16 protein-coding genes are annotated in these 16,209 nt (G+C 63.0%); 10 read left to right on the forward strand and 6 right to left on the reverse strand.

The genetic code is table 11. The features are described from left to right. Positions 1–122 precede the first annotated feature (122 nt). Positions 123–2,138: an ankyrin repeat domain-containing protein gene (locus F7R11_RS27175; protein WP_064807667.1), complete on the forward strand. Its 2,016-nt coding sequence runs from the start codon at positions 123–125 to the stop codon at positions 2,136–2,138. Between the two features lie 76 nt (positions 2,139–2,214). Here the strand turns inward: F7R11_RS27175 and F7R11_RS22535 are convergent, their stop codons facing one another. Both F7R11_RS22535 and F7R11_RS22540 read right to left on the reverse strand, forming a co-directional pair. Beyond that, on the reverse strand, positions 2,215–3,522 hold the full coding sequence (locus tag F7R11_RS22535) for an MFS transporter (RefSeq protein WP_064807665.1): 1,308 nt from the start codon (positions 3,520–3,522) through the stop codon (positions 2,215–2,217). Between the two features lie 92 nt (positions 3,523–3,614). Beyond that, positions 3,615–4,811 (reverse strand): alpha-hydroxy acid oxidase, encoded by a 1,197-nt coding sequence (locus F7R11_RS22540; RefSeq protein WP_064807662.1) that lies wholly within the window; start codon positions 4,809–4,811, stop codon positions 3,615–3,617. A 110-nt stretch (positions 4,812–4,921) separates the two neighbouring features. Between F7R11_RS22540 and F7R11_RS22545 the strand changes: the two genes are divergently transcribed. Next, the gene (locus F7R11_RS22545; RefSeq protein ID WP_064807660.1) at positions 4,922–5,833 is read left to right on the forward strand and encodes a LysR family transcriptional regulator; all 912 of its coding nucleotides are present in this window, start codon (positions 4,922–4,924) and stop codon (positions 5,831–5,833) included. A gap of 60 nt (positions 5,834–5,893) precedes the next feature. On the opposite strand, the gene F7R11_RS22550 is transcribed toward F7R11_RS22545, so the two are convergent. Continuing rightward, a complete protein-coding gene (locus F7R11_RS22550) occupies positions 5,894–6,619 on the reverse strand; it encodes an alpha/beta fold hydrolase (RefSeq protein ID WP_064807658.1) in 726 nt (241 codons plus the stop codon). Between the two features lie 143 nt (positions 6,620–6,762). Next, positions 6,763–7,686: a LysR family transcriptional regulator gene (locus F7R11_RS22555; RefSeq protein ID WP_064807656.1), complete on the reverse strand. Its 924-nt coding sequence runs from the start codon at positions 7,684–7,686 to the stop codon at positions 6,763–6,765. Between the two features lie 461 nt (positions 7,687–8,147). Here F7R11_RS22555 and F7R11_RS22560 point away from each other — a divergent pair, with 461 nt between their 5' ends. From F7R11_RS22560 to F7R11_RS22595, 7 genes are all read left to right on the forward strand, one after another. Further along, positions 8,148–8,591 carry an Hsp20/alpha crystallin family protein gene (locus F7R11_RS22560; RefSeq protein ID WP_048931447.1) on the forward strand — a complete coding sequence of 148 codons (444 nt, stop codon included), beginning with the start codon at positions 8,148–8,150 and terminating at the stop codon, positions 8,589–8,591. A gap of 33 nt (positions 8,592–8,624) precedes the next feature. After that, complete coding sequence (locus F7R11_RS22565; protein WP_048931624.1) at positions 8,625–9,044, forward strand: Hsp20/alpha crystallin family protein; 420 nt, start codon at positions 8,625–8,627, stop codon at positions 9,042–9,044. 370 nt (positions 9,045–9,414) lie between these two features. Continuing rightward, a complete protein-coding gene (locus tag F7R11_RS22570) occupies positions 9,415–10,389 on the forward strand; it encodes a MerR family transcriptional regulator (RefSeq protein WP_021193746.1) in 975 nt (324 codons plus the stop codon). Positions 10,390–10,466: 77 nt separating this feature from the next. Further along, on the forward strand, positions 10,467–11,195 hold the full coding sequence (gene folE, locus F7R11_RS22575; RefSeq protein ID WP_031328994.1) for a GTP cyclohydrolase I: 729 nt from the start codon (positions 10,467–10,469) through the stop codon (positions 11,193–11,195). Positions 11,196–11,358: 163 nt separating this feature from the next. After that, a complete protein-coding gene (locus F7R11_RS22585) occupies positions 11,359–12,558 on the forward strand; it encodes an SAM-dependent methyltransferase (RefSeq protein WP_064807654.1) in 1,200 nt (399 codons plus the stop codon). A gap of 2 nt (positions 12,559–12,560) precedes the next feature. Continuing rightward, positions 12,561–13,337 carry a DUF1295 domain-containing protein gene (locus F7R11_RS22590; protein ID WP_048931444.1) on the forward strand — a complete coding sequence of 259 codons (777 nt, stop codon included), beginning with the start codon at positions 12,561–12,563 and terminating at the stop codon, positions 13,335–13,337. Between the two features lie 24 nt (positions 13,338–13,361). Continuing rightward, positions 13,362–14,462: an SAM-dependent methyltransferase gene (locus F7R11_RS22595; RefSeq protein WP_064807652.1), complete on the forward strand. Its 1,101-nt coding sequence runs from the start codon at positions 13,362–13,364 to the stop codon at positions 14,460–14,462. Between the two features lie 4 nt (positions 14,463–14,466). Here the strand turns inward: F7R11_RS22595 and F7R11_RS22600 are convergent, their stop codons facing one another. Then, the gene (locus tag F7R11_RS22600) at positions 14,467–14,997 is read right to left on the reverse strand and encodes a DUF2878 domain-containing protein (protein WP_064807650.1); all 531 of its coding nucleotides are present in this window, start codon (positions 14,995–14,997) and stop codon (positions 14,467–14,469) included. Here F7R11_RS22600 and F7R11_RS22605 point away from each other — a divergent pair. Next, positions 14,986–15,618 (forward strand): lipocalin family protein, encoded by a 633-nt coding sequence (locus tag F7R11_RS22605; RefSeq protein ID WP_231973384.1) that lies wholly within the window; start codon positions 14,986–14,988, stop codon positions 15,616–15,618. The genes F7R11_RS22600 and F7R11_RS22605 overlap by 12 nt on opposite strands. A gap of 11 nt (positions 15,619–15,629) precedes the next feature. Here F7R11_RS22605 and F7R11_RS22610 read toward each other — a convergent pair whose 3' ends face one another. Continuing rightward, positions 15,630–16,166: a chalcone isomerase family protein gene (locus F7R11_RS22610; RefSeq protein WP_082932931.1), complete on the reverse strand. Its 537-nt coding sequence runs from the start codon at positions 16,164–16,166 to the stop codon at positions 15,630–15,632. Between the last annotated feature and the right edge of the window lie 43 nt (positions 16,167–16,209).

Raw genomic sequence — 16,209 nt, forward strand, 5'->3', positions numbered from 1 at the left:
ACAAACAGATGACTGTCTTCATTGCAGTACCCGCACCATCCGGCAACAGACCAGGCATGTCGTCTGGCACGAGGGGCAACGGTGGCATCCGGCGCCAGCGATTCCCACTACGCAACGCCCTGATGTCGACCGCACTTGCGCTGGGGTTGCTGCAGGCGGCTGGACTGGCCGCTGCCTCGACCGGCCAGGCCACCACCTGCGAAACCTGGGTAGGTGACTTCGCCACCAAGCAGGGTGCCCCCGCATTTTTCCGGATCGAGCACAACGACAAAGGCTTTGTTGCGCGCACCAAACAGGCAGACGGCCGTTGGAGTGCAGAGACCGTCGAATTGGTGGACGTGACCCACAAGCCGGAGTTGGAGATCGCCTTTGCTCACGGTTGCGTGCTGGCTGGCGCGGGAGCGTTGCTGATCGAAGCCCCGAAGGGCACGGCCTACCAGGCCACGTCGATCACCGGGCGCAACTTCAGCACGTATCACATGGGTACGGATGCGCTGATGCTGGTCATGCAGGGCTTCCAGGTCGACGGGCGCGATCTTTATCGTGTGGCGGCCGAAGGCGCGTCGCCGGCACCGCTGCCGCCACTGCCTAAGGCGATCCCGGGCAAAGAGGCGTCGAGTTTCGTTTGCCCAGGTATGCGCCCGTCGGCCATCACCCAGGCCGCCTTCGATGCTTTGCCTGCCGACTATCGCAAACGCTTTGATGGTCTGAAGCCCGATCGGCAGGCGGAGGTGATCTGCGGCCAGCGTCTGAATGATCTGCTCAGCCTTGACGCGTTCACCAGCGTTGACTTGCGCGCGGACCGCGCAGCCACGCTCGCGGAGGCGAAGATCCTGCTCAAGGCGGAGGAGGTGCCCCGCGACGAGGCAGGCAAAGACACATGGTGGCCGGCGGCACGCCACTGGTTGATGCGCAACACGCCGTTGTTTGATACCGACCCGCCTGTGCCGCTTCAGGCCGAGTATTTCGCCGCGTTCAACGAAGACATCCTGCCGCGTCTGCCCAAGGCCCCGGCTGACGATGCCCAGGTCGTGAAGGATGTGGTTCGGTACACGCTTGCTATGCCGCAGGCGCAAGCGACCTACGCACTCGCCCGGTTGCAAGCGCTAGGCGCGTTGGATGCCCAGGTATCCGGTGGCACGGTTGCCCATGCTGTGTTGCCGTGGGCACTCGAGCCGCAGGTTGCCGACGCCGCATTCGAGACAATTTTCAAGGCCGCCAAGGTGCAGCCGCGCGACGCTGTCACGCTGTTCTTTTCGGTCATCGACACGAAGAACGCGGTGGGTGTGAACCGCCTGCTCAAGCATGGTTTTGATCCGCGTGATGCGAAGGTGCTGTTGCGCGCGCGTGGGCAGCCAGCGCTCTATGCGACCTTGCTGGACGCCGCATTTCAACGTGCCACGCCTGCCGGAGGCAAGCTGCCGGCAGACGTAGTGGATCCGCTGGTTCAAGCTGAACTGCGCAATGGCAAGACGATCGACTGGAACGCCGTCGAGCCGCTGCTCAAACATGGCGGGGACGTGTCTCGCAGCTTTATCACGGGTGTGGAGCGTGACAATGCGTCGCTTGCCTTCTTTGCCCGCAGTGCACCAGACAAGTTCCTGGACATGCTCAACCACGGCTTGCGCGTTGACCTGCCGTATCCGGTTGGCGGCAATGCGCTGCTGACCCGCTATCTGCGGCTGAACATTGCCTGGATGCCGGAGGGGCCGAGGCCCGATGTGGTTGAAGCCATGCTCAAGCGCTACAACAATGCCGCAACCGGCAAGCCATGTACCGACTGTGCGTACGACCCGCTGGGCATTGCACTCGGTAATCAAGGCCCCAACAGCGTTGCGGTGCTCAAGGTGCTGCTGCGCTATGGTGTCGACCCCAATGCGCCCGATACCAAAGGGTTTCCTGCGTTCACCTACGCGATCATGGATGACCGTGTCGATATGCTCGATGCCATGATGCAGGGCCCCAAGACGCTCAATCTAAAGCTGACCGATCCCAATGGTTTCAGCTTGCTGGCGCTGGCGCGCTGTTACGACGCCCGCAAAGCGGCGGACTGGCTAAGCCAGCATGGCGCGGGCCAGCCGGATCAGGGCTACGCCGCCTGTCGCGAAGGCCTTGCTGCGCAACGCAAGAAGGGCTGATCGCCGGAATGCAACCCGCTTGGGTTGGCAGAGGTCGGTTCACACGTGCAAGACACCTCTGCCAGCGCGTCTGTGCTCAGTTCTTGTGGCTACCGAATCGACGCCCCTGGTCGAACAGCGTTGCAACCGCAACCATCAGACCAGAGCAGACCAGGATCACAACGACACCACCTGTGGCATGCGTTGTCGATTGGGCAACCATCGACAGCGCCCACAGTGGTGCCAGCCCGCCCGCCAGGGCGGTGCCGATCTCGCGGCCTGAACCGACGCCAGTCGAACGGTTCTGCACGGGAAACTGGCGGCTCAGGAAAGACCCCTGCGGTGCGAACATCATCGGTGCCAGAACGCCGGTACCAATCACCATGGCCCAGTAGATCGCCGTGCTGGCACCCGTGCCCAGCAGCGAGAGGAAGGGATAGGCAAACAGCGCTGACAGCATGCCGCCCACCATCAGCACCTTCTTGCTGCTGAACTTGTCGCACATCCAGCCGAAGAACGGCACCGTGACAATGGCGACCAAGCTGGCCAACGTCACCGACAGCGACGTCACGCTGGCAGATACGCCCTTGAACTGCGTGAGGTAAGCCAGAGAGAACGTCTTGAAGATGTAGCTGATGGCGTTGTATCCAACGGCGATAAAGAACACCACGCCAAGGCCCTTGAGATGCGAGGCCAGCAGATCGCGAAGGGGCTTTTCCTGACGATTGGTCTCTTCAAAAGAGGCGTATTCGGGGGTTTCGGGCAGGCTCTTGCGCACCCACATCCCGACCAGCACCAGGACAAAGCTCAGGAGGAAAGGAATACGCCATCCACCCGCGAGCAGGAATTGATCGCCAGCCATCGTGAGCAGGTAGACGGTCAGCGACGAAAGCAGCAGGCCCAGATTCAAGCCCAGCGCTGGCCACGATCCCTGGCGGCCCTTGCGGTTCTCTGCGGCGTGTTCGTATGAGGTGACGGCGGCGCCGGCCAGCTCGGCTCCGGCGCCCAGGCCCTGAACAATGCGGATCAGCACCAGCAGCAGCGGCGCCCAGAAGCCGATAGAGGCATAGGTTGGAATCAGGCCGATGGCCGTCGTGCACAGTCCCATCAGGCAGAACGTGACGAACAGCATCTTCTTGCGACCGTACTTGTCACCGAAGTAGCCGAAGAACACTCCACCCACCGGCCGGGCGACAAAGCCGATTGCAAAGGTGGCGAATGCCTGCAGCGTGGCGTTTGTCGGGTTGGAGGTATCAAAGAAGATCTTGCTGAAGACGATCGAGGCCATCGTGGCGTACAGATAAAAGTCGTACCACTCCAGCATGGAGCCAACGATCGTGGCTGCCGCAACTTTCCTCAGTCGTGTCTTGCTGTCATCAGGAGTTTCAGGGCGCAGTGCTTGCATTGTGTCTCTGTTTTTAGTGTGTGTTTTTATCATTCCGGGCGGAATGGATCTGTCGTTGCCTGTCTTGTCGACGGACAGCCTCAGGGGGCCGCTCAGGCGCGGCGGCGCACGATGTGCTGTGGCCCAAGCTCGGCGCAGCGCGTTACACCCAACATGGCCAGGTTACGGTCGACTTCATCACGCAGCAGGCCGATGGCGTGGGCCACGCCGGCCTCCCCCGCCACGGCAGCGGCGTAGTTGAAAGGGCGACCCACGAGGACCATGCGTGCACCCAACGCCAAGGCTTTGAGCACATCTGAGCCGCGCCGGAATCCGCTGTCGATGAGCACCGGGTAAGCAGGCCCCATGGCGGCCACTACGGCTTCAAGAACGCGCATGGGCGAGGCTGCACCGTCGAGCTGCCGGCCGCCGTGGTTGGACAGCACGATGCCATCGGCACCCACCCGTCGGGCCTCCAGTGCGTCCTCCACGCTGAGCAGGCCCTTGACCACCAGCGGCCCCTTCCAGCGGCGGCGAATGGCTTCGATGTGGCGCCAGGTCAGATGGTCGCGCGCTGAGAAATCGCGCAGCACGGTGGACGACATGATGGGCGCCCCGCGTGTGGCGAACGAGTTCTCAAAATGCGGCATGCCGTGGCGCAGCAGCGTACGCAGGAAGGTGCCTGCCACCCAGCTCGGCCGCACCATGCCGTCCCAGGCTAGACGGAGGCTGGGGCGCAGCGGGGTGGAAAAGCCGGTGCGGATGTTGTTCTCCCGGTTGGCCGAGATGGGGATGTCCACCGTCACCATCAGCGTGCCGAAGCCGGCGCGCTCCACGCGGTCGATCAGTGCGTCGATACGCGCCTGGTCACCCGGTATGTAAGCCTGGAACCAGGTGGCCGGGCTTTCGCGCGCCACCTCTTCCATGGGGATCAGCGATGTCCCGCTCATGATCGACACGATGCCGGCCTGTTGCGCCGCGCGTGCCAGAACCAGATCGCCGCGGTAGGTCGTGAGCGCATTGATACCCATTGGCGCAATGCCGAACGGGCTGCTGTAGCACTGGCCGAACAGCTCCACCGCCTGCGAGCGCTTCGAGACATCGCGCAGCACCCGGGTCGAGAACGCGTAGTCGTCAAACACCGCCCGGTTGTCGCGCAGCGAGGCGTTGTCCTCGGCGGCGCCGGCGATATAGCCAAAGATGGGCCGGGGCAGGCGCCGACGCGCTGCAGCTTCGAAGTCGTGCAGCGACAGCATGTTGCGCAGCGCGGCGGGCAGGGTGACGGATGAGGGTTCAGCGTAGGAAGCCATGGGGGAATGCGGTTCACTCCAAGAAGCTGCGACACTGTAGGGCGACGGTTTTGCGAATTAAAGCGAAATATTTAGAATGACTATGTTCGCTTTTACGAAACGAAATCACGATGCCTCAACCGTCGATCAAGCAGCTCGAAGCCTTCTGGTGGGCCGCAACCTGCGCCAATTTCGCCACGGCGGCCGAGCGCGTGCACCTGTCGGTGTCATCGCTGTCCAAGCGCATTGCTGAACTTGAAGCCACGCTGGGCCAGTCGCTGTTCGACCGCAGCGGCCACCGCGCTGCACTCACCGAGGCGGGCGAGCGCCTGCTGCCCGCCGCGCTGGGTGTGCTCAATGCCATGGCGGCACTCGGCCAGACGCTGGATGCACGGGCCGAACTCACGGGTCACTGCCGCTTTGGGGTGGGTGATCTTTCAGCGCTGACCTGGTTGCCAGCCTTCGTGGCGGCAGCGCGGCAGGCACACCCGCAACTGGGGTTGGAGCCCTATGTGGACGTGGGAGGCGTGCTGGAACGCCGCCTGGCCGACGGCGAACTGGACTTTGCGGTGATTGCGGGCCGATCCTCGCGCAGTGAACTGCTGTCGCAGCCCGTGGGCGCCGCGCACTTTGCCTGGGCCGCCGCGCCCAGCCTGCCGGGTGCGGCCCGTCTGGGTGCAGTGGCGCTTCTGCAACGCCACCCGTTGGTCACGCTGCCTGCCGGAGCGGGCACCACACGGCTGCTGGATGATTGGTTGCTGGCCAACTGTGCGACGGTGCAAGAGCGCATCGTATGCAACAGCTGGGGCGCTGTGGCGGGCATGCTGCGGCAAGGCGTGGGGGTGGGTTTTCTGCCTGCGTACTGGGTGCGTGCGCTGAACTTGCGCGCGGTGGGTGCACGCACGCCGCTGGCACCGTTGCATTACGCCTTCCAGTGGCGACGCGGCGATGCCCGCGCGCTCATCACCGCCATGCAGCCGTTGGCGCAGACGCAGGTGGATTTTTCCGTTTCCCCCGCATTTGCTGGGGCGATGAGCCTGTGATGCGCTGAAAGCGCCTGCAACTTGCCAGCGCAAGCGCTATCCACGCCCAGGTGCATACGCTTAAAGCGATGCCCGCTCCAGAAACTTCCTGATCTCACGAGAGTAGGCGCCAGGATGCGAGAACCTGAACATGTGGCCGGTGCGCGGCATGACGACTTCCTGCGCGCCCTTGATGCCGTTCAGGAGGATTCCCGCGGCTTCTTTGCCGATCAGCTTGTCTTCCTCGGGCGTCAGGATCAGCGTGGGGACGTTGATCTTCTTCAACTGGGCCGTATAGTCCGCTGTCTCGATCGAGCGGATGCGGTTGACGTAGGCTTTGTGGGGCGTCTCCTTGATGAAGAAGGCGCGACTCTTTCCAGTAGACCAAGGAATCTCCCCCTCCTTGTCAAAGGTCGAAGCCAACTGCGCTGCATGGAACCGAAGGGTCGTCTGCCGGTAAAACGGCCCGGGAAAGAAGGGTGCAAGCCCTGCCAGCGTCTTGAGCAAGGGCGACGTGATCGGGCTCTTGGCAAAACCACCGGAGATCACCAGGCCCTGAAGGCCTTTCGGCTGCCGCGTCGCCACCGCGATGGAGGAGACCGCGCCGTATGAGTCGCCAACCAGCACATAGCGCTCGAGGTCCTTCACCTGGTCAAGGATGAAGTCGGCCAATTTTTCCAGTTCGCGCACGTCGTCCGGCAAACGTAAGGTGCGCATGGCGCGACCCTGCAAGCCGCTCAACTGGTCAAGCTGCCACGGGGCTCCGGCAAAGCAAGGGATCATGACCAAGGTGGGCTCTGCTTTCATGGGGGGACTCCTGGTGGGGCTGAATCAACGATGGCCCAACTCTAGGAGGACCGCGGCAATCGATCCAATGGCATCGACACAGCATGTCGATGCACCAGATGCATGGTCCGTCGCCCCCGCCCGTAGCAAGCCCCTGCCGATGTTCAGCCCGCGATCATCATGTTCGTCAGCCACGCAACGGCGGGCTCGTTGGCGCGCCCTCGGGCTCGAATCACGAGTACCTCCCAGGTGGGGAGCGCCAAGGGCAATTCAAAAAGGCTCAGCTGCGCGGTCTCCTGCATTTGCAATGCGATTCGCTCTGCAACCACGGCAATCGACTGTGAGGCGCCGACCATGAACGGAACCGCCAGAAAGCTGGGGCAGGTGACGTTCACCTTGCGGGTGCGGCCGAGGCTCTCCAGCGCATCGTCGACGGCGCCCCGTGTATCGCCGCGCGGCGAGACCAGAACGTGGGGCAGTCGAGCGAAGTCATCCAAGTCCATGTGCAGCTTCTTGTCGCGCTTGATCAGAGCCGGGTGGCCCTTGCGCGCGATGCCGATGAAGCGTTCCTGATGGACCAGCTGGCAATCAAAGCGCTGCGGGATCTCGGCAAAGGAGCCCGACCCCAGCACGATGTCGAGTTCGCCGGCGTCCAGCATGCGCAGCGCGGTTTCGCTATCGGCTGGCCTGAGCTTCAGCACGGCGTCTGGTGCGGCGGCCTGGATCTTGGCCAGAGCAGGGGCGATGACGGTCAGTACGGCGTGATCGGTGGCTGCCACCGAAAGCGTCGCTTGCAAACGGCCCGGATCGAACGGGCCACGTGGGCTGGCCACAAGCCTGACAGACTCCAGCACCGCCGCCACTCTCGGCATCAACTCCACGGTCAGCGGCGTCGGCTCGATCCCGCGGGGGTTACGAATGAAAAGCGGATCATCAAAGGCTGTGCGCAGCCTCGATAGGGCGTGGCTGGTTGCGGATTGGGACAAATGCAATCTTTCTGCCGCGCGGCCGACGTGCCTTTCAGCCCAAAGCGCCTCAAGCACGACCAGCAGGTTGAGATCGAAACGCGTCAGATCCAGGGGCTTCATGCTGTGTTCGCCTCGTTGTACATCACTTGAAGCATGGAGCGTTTGTGCGGCCTTTTTTTGGGCATCAAAGTCATCGGGATCTTGGAGGGGGGATCGGCGGCACCCGGCGTACCCGGCGTCACGATAGCTGGAGCGCCTCGCAACGCTCAGCACAGATCCGAAAAATTCAGTCTGTCAGACAGGGGATTTATAACTGATTGATTTATAAGGGATTGTTTTGCTCAGGAAAAGCGCGATAAGTCTGCCGGGCCCCAGCAATTGGGCTCCGCGGCACCTCCAGATGCGGTGTCTTTTGGCCCCTTGAAATTTCCGCGTGCCTCCCTATTTTAGGTTTCGTCAATGCAGTCGCGGTTCTCGCGCTGCGTGTTTCGATTTGTTTGTCAGTGGCCTGCCACGGATGGATGAACTGGAGCGCGTAGTTCGGTTCAGTCTCCGTGCAGGCTCGCCTTTAGGAGCCAGCTATGAGCGATCTGTTTTTTGGCACCGATCTGCTGGGCGAATTTGACCGCCTGCAACGGCAGATGGCCAGCCTCTTCGCGGGGGGACCCGCAAGCCTGCGCGCAACGCGCATCGGCACCTTCCCTCCTGTCAACATTGGCAGCACCGACGACGCCGTCGTCATCGTCGCATTTGCTCCGGGGCTCGATCCCGCGCAAATCGATGTCTCGATCGACAAGGGGCTGCTGAGCATCAGTGGTGAGCGCAAGCGGCCCGATGTCGAGCTTACGGAGGACACGCGCGTCTACGCAGACGAGCGCTTCGTGGGCCCCTTCCGCCGCGTGATCGAACTGCCACAGGACGTCGACCCGGAGAAAGTCAATGCACGCTATGTCAACGGCTGTCTAACGATCACTGTCGGCAAATCTGAGGCGTCAAAGCCTCGCCAGATCACCGTGCAAGGCTGAGCCACGCCTTGCAGACCAATGACGGAGCACATCATGAATGAGACGACTCAGTTGACCACGCAATCGCAGCCGGGCAATGCGGCTGCTTCACGGCGGCAGGCGGAACAGGGCGCTACGAGGCAGACACCGCTGGCGCCACCAGTCGACATCTTTGAGAACAAGCAGGGGATTACTGTGTATGCCGATCTGCCAGGCGTACCGCGCGAGAAGCTGGATATTCGGGTACAAGACGGCACGCTCACGATCGATGCGGAACTGATGGTGCCCACACCGCCCGGTCTGCGTTTGCAGCATGGCGAAGTCCGGCACCCGCATTTCTCGCGCACCTTTGTGCTCAGCCCCGACTTTGATGCGTCGCGCATCGATGCTCAACTGCGCGACGGTGTGCTCAAGCTGACGATTCCGCGCCGCGACGAAGCCAAGCCACGGCGGATCGAGGTCCACGTCGGCTGAGCTGATCACACGCCGTGGTTTTTTTCAGAAGCGGGCGCGTTCGCGCCTGCTTTTGATTCCATGCGCCGGTTATGCCGGTTACGCCTGCGTTGCTGGGAGAGGAAGGTGCTGGGTGCACCACTGGTGGCGAGTGCGTCACCTGGGCGGGCCGCGCAAGGCAGTCAGCGCGTGCTGCATCATGATCAGCAATGCAATGGCAAGGGTGTTGCACAGCCAGAACGCACGTGCCGCAACTGCCATTGGCTCTGTGAAATAACAACTCAAATCTGACTCAATTGCACTGAGTCACCGCGTTTTACGCTTCATTTCGTTGACGATATTGGTTGTACAGCGTTTCATAGTGAGTACATGGCACTGCTAGGAGACGAGTGTGCAGCACGAAGACAACGCAACGCCCCGGTATCGCAGCGGAACCGCCGCCCGCATGGCCAAGATGCCTGTATCCACGCTCCGCGTGTGGGAACAGCGCTATGGCGTGATCTCGCCGGCTAAGTCGGAGTCCGGACAGCGTTTGTATTCCGGGGAGGACGTCAAACGGCTCACGCTCCTAAGGTCTCTTGTGAATCAGGGGCACGCCATCGGTGCGATCGCGCATGCTGCCAGCGCCGAGCTTGAGCAACTGCTCGAAACGTCCAGCGCGGCTGAAGCGCCTCAGCCACCCCAAGCCCACGCAGTCATTTCGCTTGCCGTCTGCGGCTCACTATTGGCGGAGCGCGTGCGGCGCAGGAAAGGCACCCTTGCGTCGCTGGGTCTCGATCCGATTACCGAGCTGCCAGCCATCGACGGACAGACGCCGCTGGAGCCACCGCCGCACACAGACGCATTGATTGTGGAAGCCGCGTCGTTGCAGCCCGAAACGGCCGAAGCCATCCTGGCCGCGGCACGCAGCTCGGGCGCCAGCGCCGTTGGCGTGATCTACAGCTTCGGCACGGTGCGCTCCACCGACATGCTTCGTGCCGCAGGCGTGCGGCTGTATCGAGAGCCAAACGCACATAGCGAACTCGATCAGATCCTGCAGGAACTGTCGCAGCTGGTGCGTGTGGACGCGGTCTACGCAAAGCTGCAGCCCTTGCGGCGTAACGCGCGCCGCTTTACGGACCGCCAGCTAGAGATTTTTGCCAACGCGTCGCAGACGATCGCTTGCGAATGCCCGCGCCACCTTGTTGCGCTGATCCGCCAGCTCGATGCATTCGAGCGCTTCAGCGATGGCTGCGCGGTGCGGTCTTCGCTCGACGAACAACTCCATCGGCACCTCGGCGATGTCGCCAACCGCGCCCGGCTGATGCTTGAAGACGCGATGGAGTTCGCCATTCGCGCGGAAACGATGCATCCACCTGCGAGTTAGCTACGTATACGTTGCTCAGGAGCCCACCTGAGCCGGCATGGGTGGTGAGTGCGCCGCCCACTTTCGGAGGCAATTCAATGAAGCTCACTTTAGACCCGCCCGGACTTGCCGGGGCGGTGGGTAGCGTGCCGCTCTCTGTCCGGATTCGGGAGCGATTGATGAGCGCCGGCCATCGCTTTCATGCGAACGACAACATCGCCGCCTACCTGCGCGATGGCGAGCTCGATCTTCTCCAGGCAGAAGTCGAGGAGCGTCTGCAAGCAGTGCTGCGCGCGCTCGTCATCGACGTGGAGCAGGACCACAACACCCGGGAAACCGCTCGCCGTGTGGCCAAGATGTTCGTGCGAGAGGTCTTTGCGGGGCGCTATGTCGCGGCGCCTGAGGTGACGGCGTTCCCGAATGTGGAGCGGCTCAATGAACTGATGGTTGTGGGGCCGCTGCGGGTGCGCAGCGCATGCTCGCACCATCTGTGTCCGGTGATGGGGCGCGCGTGGGTCGGCGTCATGCCCAGTCAAGATTCGCAGCTGATCGGGCTATCCAAGTACGCACGGCTGATCGACTGGGTCATGAGCCGCCCGCAGATCCAGGAAGAGGCCATCAAACAGATTGCCGATTTGCTGGAAGAGCGGATGGCGCCCGATGGTCTGGCTGTGGTTCTGGAGGCCGAACACTACTGTATGCACTGGCGCGGCACGAAAGACGACCAATCGCGCATGGTCAGCAGTGTGATGCGCGGCGTGTTTCTGACAGACCCGAACCTGCGGCGCGAATTTCTTGCGCTGCTGCCCGGCCGCAGCCAGGGGTGAGTATTCAACGACGCAAAGAGGCTCCTTTGAAGATTCGCCCTTTTCCTGCGCAGCCCCTTGCGGTCATTGGCCGCATCCATTGGCGGGGCCGTCGCCCGTGGATCAAGGGCGTGCCCTTCTTGCGCCGCGATGCTCGCGACAAGTCGTCTCTGGAGAACTTCCGATGACCGCCACGCAGTCCCTTGCCTGGGTACCGTCCCATGTTCCCGCCGCAGGGCGTCTTTTCGTGGCGCTGGCCGGTCGGTTGCGGCACGGCTTCTTCCACCTTGTCACGCCCGACGGCGAGATGCACATCGGTAACGCCGGCTCGCCGCTGCTCGCCGATCTGCGCATCCTGGACTGGCGCGCTTGTGCACGCATCTTGCGAAGCGGCGATGTGGGCTTTGCCGAGGCCTATCGCGACGGATGGATCGATTCGGGCAACCTGACGAGCCTGCTGCGTTTAGCGATCGTCAACGCTGCCACGCTAGACCAGGCAATCTTCGGGAATGCGCTTGCGCGCTCGCTCCTGCGCCTGCGCCACCTCCTGCGCAGGAACAGCCGCCGTGGCAGTCGCCGCAATATCCACTTGCATTACGACCTGGGTAACGATTTTTATCGGCTCTGGCTTGACGAGGGCATGGCGTACTCGTCGGCGTGGTTCAACGGCAACGTACACGGCAGTCTGGCCGATGCGCAGACTGCCAAGTATCAGCGCGCATGCGATCTGCTGAGGGTCGGGCCGGGTATGGATGTGCTTGAGATCGGTTGCGGCTGGGGCGGTCTCATGGAGATGGCCTGTGGGCGGGGCGCGCGTGTGCATGGCATCACGCTGTCAGAAGAGCAGCGCCGCTACACGGCAGCGCGCCTTGCTGGTGAGCCGCAGGCCCGCGTCGAGCTGCGCGATTACCGTGATCTTGATGCCGCGTACGACGCCATCGCCTCGATCGAGATGTTCGAGGCGGTGGGCGAGTCCTACTGGGCAACCTATTTTCAGACGCTGGCGCGCTGTCTACGCCATGGCGGTCGGGCCTTGGTACAGAGCATCACCATTGATGCGGCGCATTTCGAGCGCTACCGCTCCGGCACCGATTTCATTCAGCAATTCATCTTCCCGGGTGGCATGCTGCCCAGTCGCGAGCGCTTTATCCGCCTGGCGGAGCAGCACGGCATGCGTGTGATTGACCGGCTCGACTTTGGCGGCGATTACGCTGAGACGCTGCGCCGCTGGAGCCAACGTTTCGAAGCGCGTCTTGATGCGGTGCGCTCGCTCGGCTTTGACGACGCCTTCATCCGCATCTGGCGGCTGTACTTCGCCTATTGCGAGGCCGGCTTCGAAGAGGGGCGGATCGGCGTGTCGCAGTTCCTGCTCGAACGGGGGTGAGCATGTCGGTATTTGGTGTTGCCATCATTGCGCTGTTGTTTCTGATGGCCGTGTTCAGTGCCGTGTGGGCGTGGCAGTTGCCCAACGAGAACGCCGGCATGATCGACCCGGTGTGGGCATTTTCGCTCGGCGTGGTGGCATTGCTCTATGCGTGGCTCGGTACGGGGGCTGAGCAGGCGCGCGTACTGGTCGGCGTGGGTGGTGCGGTATGGGGGTGCCGACTCGGTTGGCACTTGTGGCGCCGCAATTTTGGTAAGCCGGAAGACGCGCGCTATCGCAAGCTACGTGAGGAATGGGGCGCAGCGGCACCGAGGAAGATGTTCGGCTTCTTCCAGCTGCAGGCCGCGGTGTCGATGTTCCTCTCGATTGCGTTTGCCGTGCCGAGCTACCGGCCCGAATCGCCAAGCATGTTCGCCATGGCGGCTGCAGTCATGCTGTGGGGGATCGCGGTGGTCGGGGAAGCATTGGCCGACAGGCAGCTGCGCAGGTTTGCCGCCGATCCGGCCCACCGCGGCAAGACGTGCCGAGTGGGGCTGTGGCGCTACTCGCGGCATCCGAACTACTTCTTTGAATGCGTGCATTGGCTCGCCTATGTGCCGTTGGCGATTGGCGCGCCGGGAGCGTGGCTGACGCTGCTGCCACCGGTGGCGATGGCGTGGCTGCTCGTGAAGGTCTCGGGCGTTCCCATGCTGGAAGCCCACATGCGCGCCACGCGCGACGACTACGCCGAGTACGCGCGTACCACGAGCGTTCTGATCCCCTGGCCGCCACGCCATTGATGTGCAGACCCAAGGAGACCACACATGACTGCACTGTCCACACCCACTATCCCCCCGCGGGCCGCGGCCGAGCCGAGTGACGGCTGGCTCATCCAATGCTGCGAGCGCGGCTGGCTGCCCGATGGGCTGGTGTGCGCGGGCATGCGTGCGCTCATGCGCCAGCGCCTGCGCGACGAGGGTATTCATGACGGCGAGCTGCGATCACGGCGCTTCAACGCCCTGCTCGACGAACTGCAAAGCAGCCCTATCGCAATCGAGACTGATGCGGCAAACACGCAGCACTATGAACTGCCGCCGGCATTCTTCGAGGCGCATCTCGGGCCGCAACTGAAGTACTCGTGCGCGCTGTATCCCACCGGCGGTGAAACGCTGGCTGAGGCAGAAGAGGCCATGTTCGCGTGCTATGCCAAACGGGCGGGTTTGGCAGACGGCCAGTGCATTCTCGATCTGGGCTGCGGCTGGGGCTCGCTGTCGCTGTGGATGGCCAAGCGCTATCCCAATGCGCGCATCGTGGCGCTGTCCAACTCGCAGGGCCAGCGCAGCTGGATCGAAGCGCGCGCCGCGGAGCGTGGCCTGACCAACCTGAGCGTGCACACCGGAAACATCGTCGATTTCGAGTTTGCGGACATGCCAAAAGGTGGCCGATTTGACCGCGTCGTATCGATCGAGATGTTCGAGCATATGAAAAACTACGGGCTGTTGCTTGGCAAGATTGCGCGCTGGATGCGCCCGGATGCCGTGCTGTTCGTGCACATCTTTGCGCACCGCACGCTGGCCTATCACTTCCAGGTACAGGACGGCACCGACTGGATGTCGAAGTATTTCTTCACCGGCGGGACCATGCCGTCGGAGGCGCTGCTGCTGCACTTTCAGGATGACCTGCGTGTCACGAGGCAATGGTGGGTCAGCGGCACGCACTATGCGCGCACGGCCAAGCATTGGTTGGCCAACCTCGATGCTGCCCGCAGCCGCTTGATGCCGGTGTTCGCACAGACCTATGGCGAGCGTGAAGCGGCGGTGTGGTTCCAGCGGTGGCGCATGTTCTACCTGGCGGTGTCGACGCTGTTTGGCTATGCCGGTGGCAACGAGTGGGGGGTCGCGCATTACCGGTTCGCCAAGCGTTAGGCGTTCATGGCAACTGGCCGGTTCCGTCGCTGCGCTGGCCTATCCATACCAGCACAGGCACCCACAGCGCCCAGCCGGCGGCCAGCACACCCATGGTGAGCGCCACATCCGGCATCTGTGCCGCCCCGAGGGCCGCGCCGGCGCGAAACGACAACGGGCCGGCAACGGCGCCCAACACCGTTGCCAGCCACCACCGGCCACGCAACCAACGAAAGAGGACATTCAATTGGATCGCGAACAACACCCAGAGCGAAAGCAGCCATGGTGGCGCGAACCCGGCCCACAGTGTGCCGTGGGGATAGTCGATCAGTCCGACGCGTATCAGCAACGTCTCCCAAGGCGCCGCAGCCACGACCACCCATAGCACCAACCGTAACTCTCTATTCGGCTCGCGGGCTAGCCACAGATGAAGCCCCAGCAGTATCGCGACGAAGGCGACGCCAACCCACGCGGCATCGTGCGCGGCGCTGAGCACGCAGACAAACCAGCCGGCTTGTCCGGCAATTGCATAAAGGAGGGCACGATGGGAACGCATGGTCAAAGTCAGGGCTCGCGCGTCCTGTTACGTTGGGCGGGCCGCTTTTCGGTGGCCGCACTGCTGATTGCCTGTGCGGCGTGCTCGGGGCCTCCGCCGAATCCCAATCCGCGGGCTGCCGTGCCGCTGCAGACGGTGCCGGTTGATCTCCAGCGCTACATGGGCCGCTGGTATGTCATCGCGAATATCCCGTACTTTGGCGAGCGCGGCAACGTCGGCAGCTACGCCGAGTGGGCGCTGCGGCCCGACGGCCGTATCGACGATGCCTATGTCTACCGCCCCGGCGGTTTCGATGCGCCCTTCAAGCGCATGCAGTTTGTGGATTCGGTGGTAGCGGGCAGCGGCGGTGGCGAGTGGCGCGTGCGCTTGTTCTGGCCGATCTACGTTTCGCAACAGACGCTGTATGTCGACCCGGAATACCGGGTGACGCTCTTGGGCTATCCCGACAAGAGCCTCGGCTGGGTGTTCTCGCGTGACCCCGACATGAGCGATGCCGACTATCGCGCGGCACTCAACCGCTTCGAGGCGATGGGCTACGACACGTCGCGCTTCCGGCGCGTGCCGCAATTCCCGAGCCAGATTGGGCAACCAGGCTTCCAGTCGCCGGGGGACGACAACTAGCCGTATGCGCATCACTGTGACTCGCCCAGCAGATGGTGGCGCAGGGCAGGTGCCCGGGTGCCGGGGGCGAGCCAGATATCGAAGAAGGCGCGGGCAAAGGCCGGGTCGTCAACCTCGGTCGTCAGTTGCCCGTTGGCATAGAAGCGCGCACCGCGGTCCGGCAGGTAGACGCCGCACAGTGTGTCGCCGGGCTTCACGTCCACGAACGCGGGCATCATCGCCTCCTGCCATCGCGCCAAAGTGGCATCGGATGGCGGAGGCACCTGAATCCGCCGAATCTCATCAATGGCCGTTTTGATCAGGCGGGTCCTGGTGACAGGGCGTCGGTACGTGACTTCCAACGCGAAAGCGGCATCATAGCCAGCCGGAATTTTTGCACTCCAGAGCTGTGCGTCGTAGAAGCAGAATCCGAAGATGCAGAGTTCGCCCTTGCCCGAAAGTTCGGCTGGCGCCAGGGTGTCACGGCAAGCCGCAAAGGCATGAAAGCTTGTGGCTGCGCAGAGCGTGGCGACCACGGTTCTGATGGTCAGATGGCGTTTGGCAAACATATCGCAAAGGTGCATGCAATGAGTGGGTAGAGCGTCAAGCTGC

The sequence above is a fragment of the Ralstonia insidiosa genome (genome assembly GCF_008801405.1).
Taxonomy (GTDB): domain Bacteria; phylum Pseudomonadota; class Gammaproteobacteria; order Burkholderiales; family Burkholderiaceae; genus Ralstonia; species Ralstonia insidiosa.

Bases quoted from the DNA above. Each gene is read 5' to 3' on its own strand.
- F7R11_RS27175 (WP_064807667.1), top strand. From the start codon at position 123: ATGTCGACCGCACTTGCGCTGGGGTTGCTGCAGGCGGCTGGACTGGCC.
- F7R11_RS22535 (WP_064807665.1), bottom strand. From the start codon at position 3,522: ATGCAAGCACTGCGCCCTGAAACTCCTGATGACAGCAAGACACGACTG.
- F7R11_RS22540 (WP_064807662.1), bottom strand. From the start codon at position 4,811: ATGGCTTCCTACGCTGAACCCTCATCCGTCACCCTGCCCGCCGCGCTG.
- F7R11_RS22545 (WP_064807660.1), top strand. From the start codon at position 4,922: ATGCCTCAACCGTCGATCAAGCAGCTCGAAGCCTTCTGGTGGGCCGCA.
- F7R11_RS22550 (WP_064807658.1), bottom strand. From the start codon at position 6,619: ATGAAAGCAGAGCCCACCTTGGTCATGATCCCTTGCTTTGCCGGAGCC.
- F7R11_RS22555 (WP_064807656.1), bottom strand. From the start codon at position 7,686: ATGAAGCCCCTGGATCTGACGCGTTTCGATCTCAACCTGCTGGTCGTG.
- F7R11_RS22560 (WP_048931447.1), top strand. From the start codon at position 8,148: ATGAGCGATCTGTTTTTTGGCACCGATCTGCTGGGCGAATTTGACCGC.
- F7R11_RS22565 (WP_048931624.1), top strand. From the start codon at position 8,625: ATGAATGAGACGACTCAGTTGACCACGCAATCGCAGCCGGGCAATGCG.
- folE (WP_031328994.1), top strand. From the start codon at position 10,467: ATGAAGCTCACTTTAGACCCGCCCGGACTTGCCGGGGCGGTGGGTAGC.
- F7R11_RS22585 (WP_064807654.1), top strand. From the start codon at position 11,359: ATGACCGCCACGCAGTCCCTTGCCTGGGTACCGTCCCATGTTCCCGCC.
- F7R11_RS22590 (WP_048931444.1), top strand. From the start codon at position 12,561: ATGTCGGTATTTGGTGTTGCCATCATTGCGCTGTTGTTTCTGATGGCC.
- F7R11_RS22595 (WP_064807652.1), top strand. From the start codon at position 13,362: ATGACTGCACTGTCCACACCCACTATCCCCCCGCGGGCCGCGGCCGAG.
- F7R11_RS22605 (WP_231973384.1), top strand. From the start codon at position 14,986: ATGGGAACGCATGGTCAAAGTCAGGGCTCGCGCGTCCTGTTACGTTGG.
- F7R11_RS22600 (WP_064807650.1), bottom strand. From the start codon at position 14,997: ATGCGTTCCCATCGTGCCCTCCTTTATGCAATTGCCGGACAAGCCGGC.
- F7R11_RS22610 (WP_082932931.1), bottom strand. From the start codon at position 16,166: ATGTTTGCCAAACGCCATCTGACCATCAGAACCGTGGTCGCCACGCTC.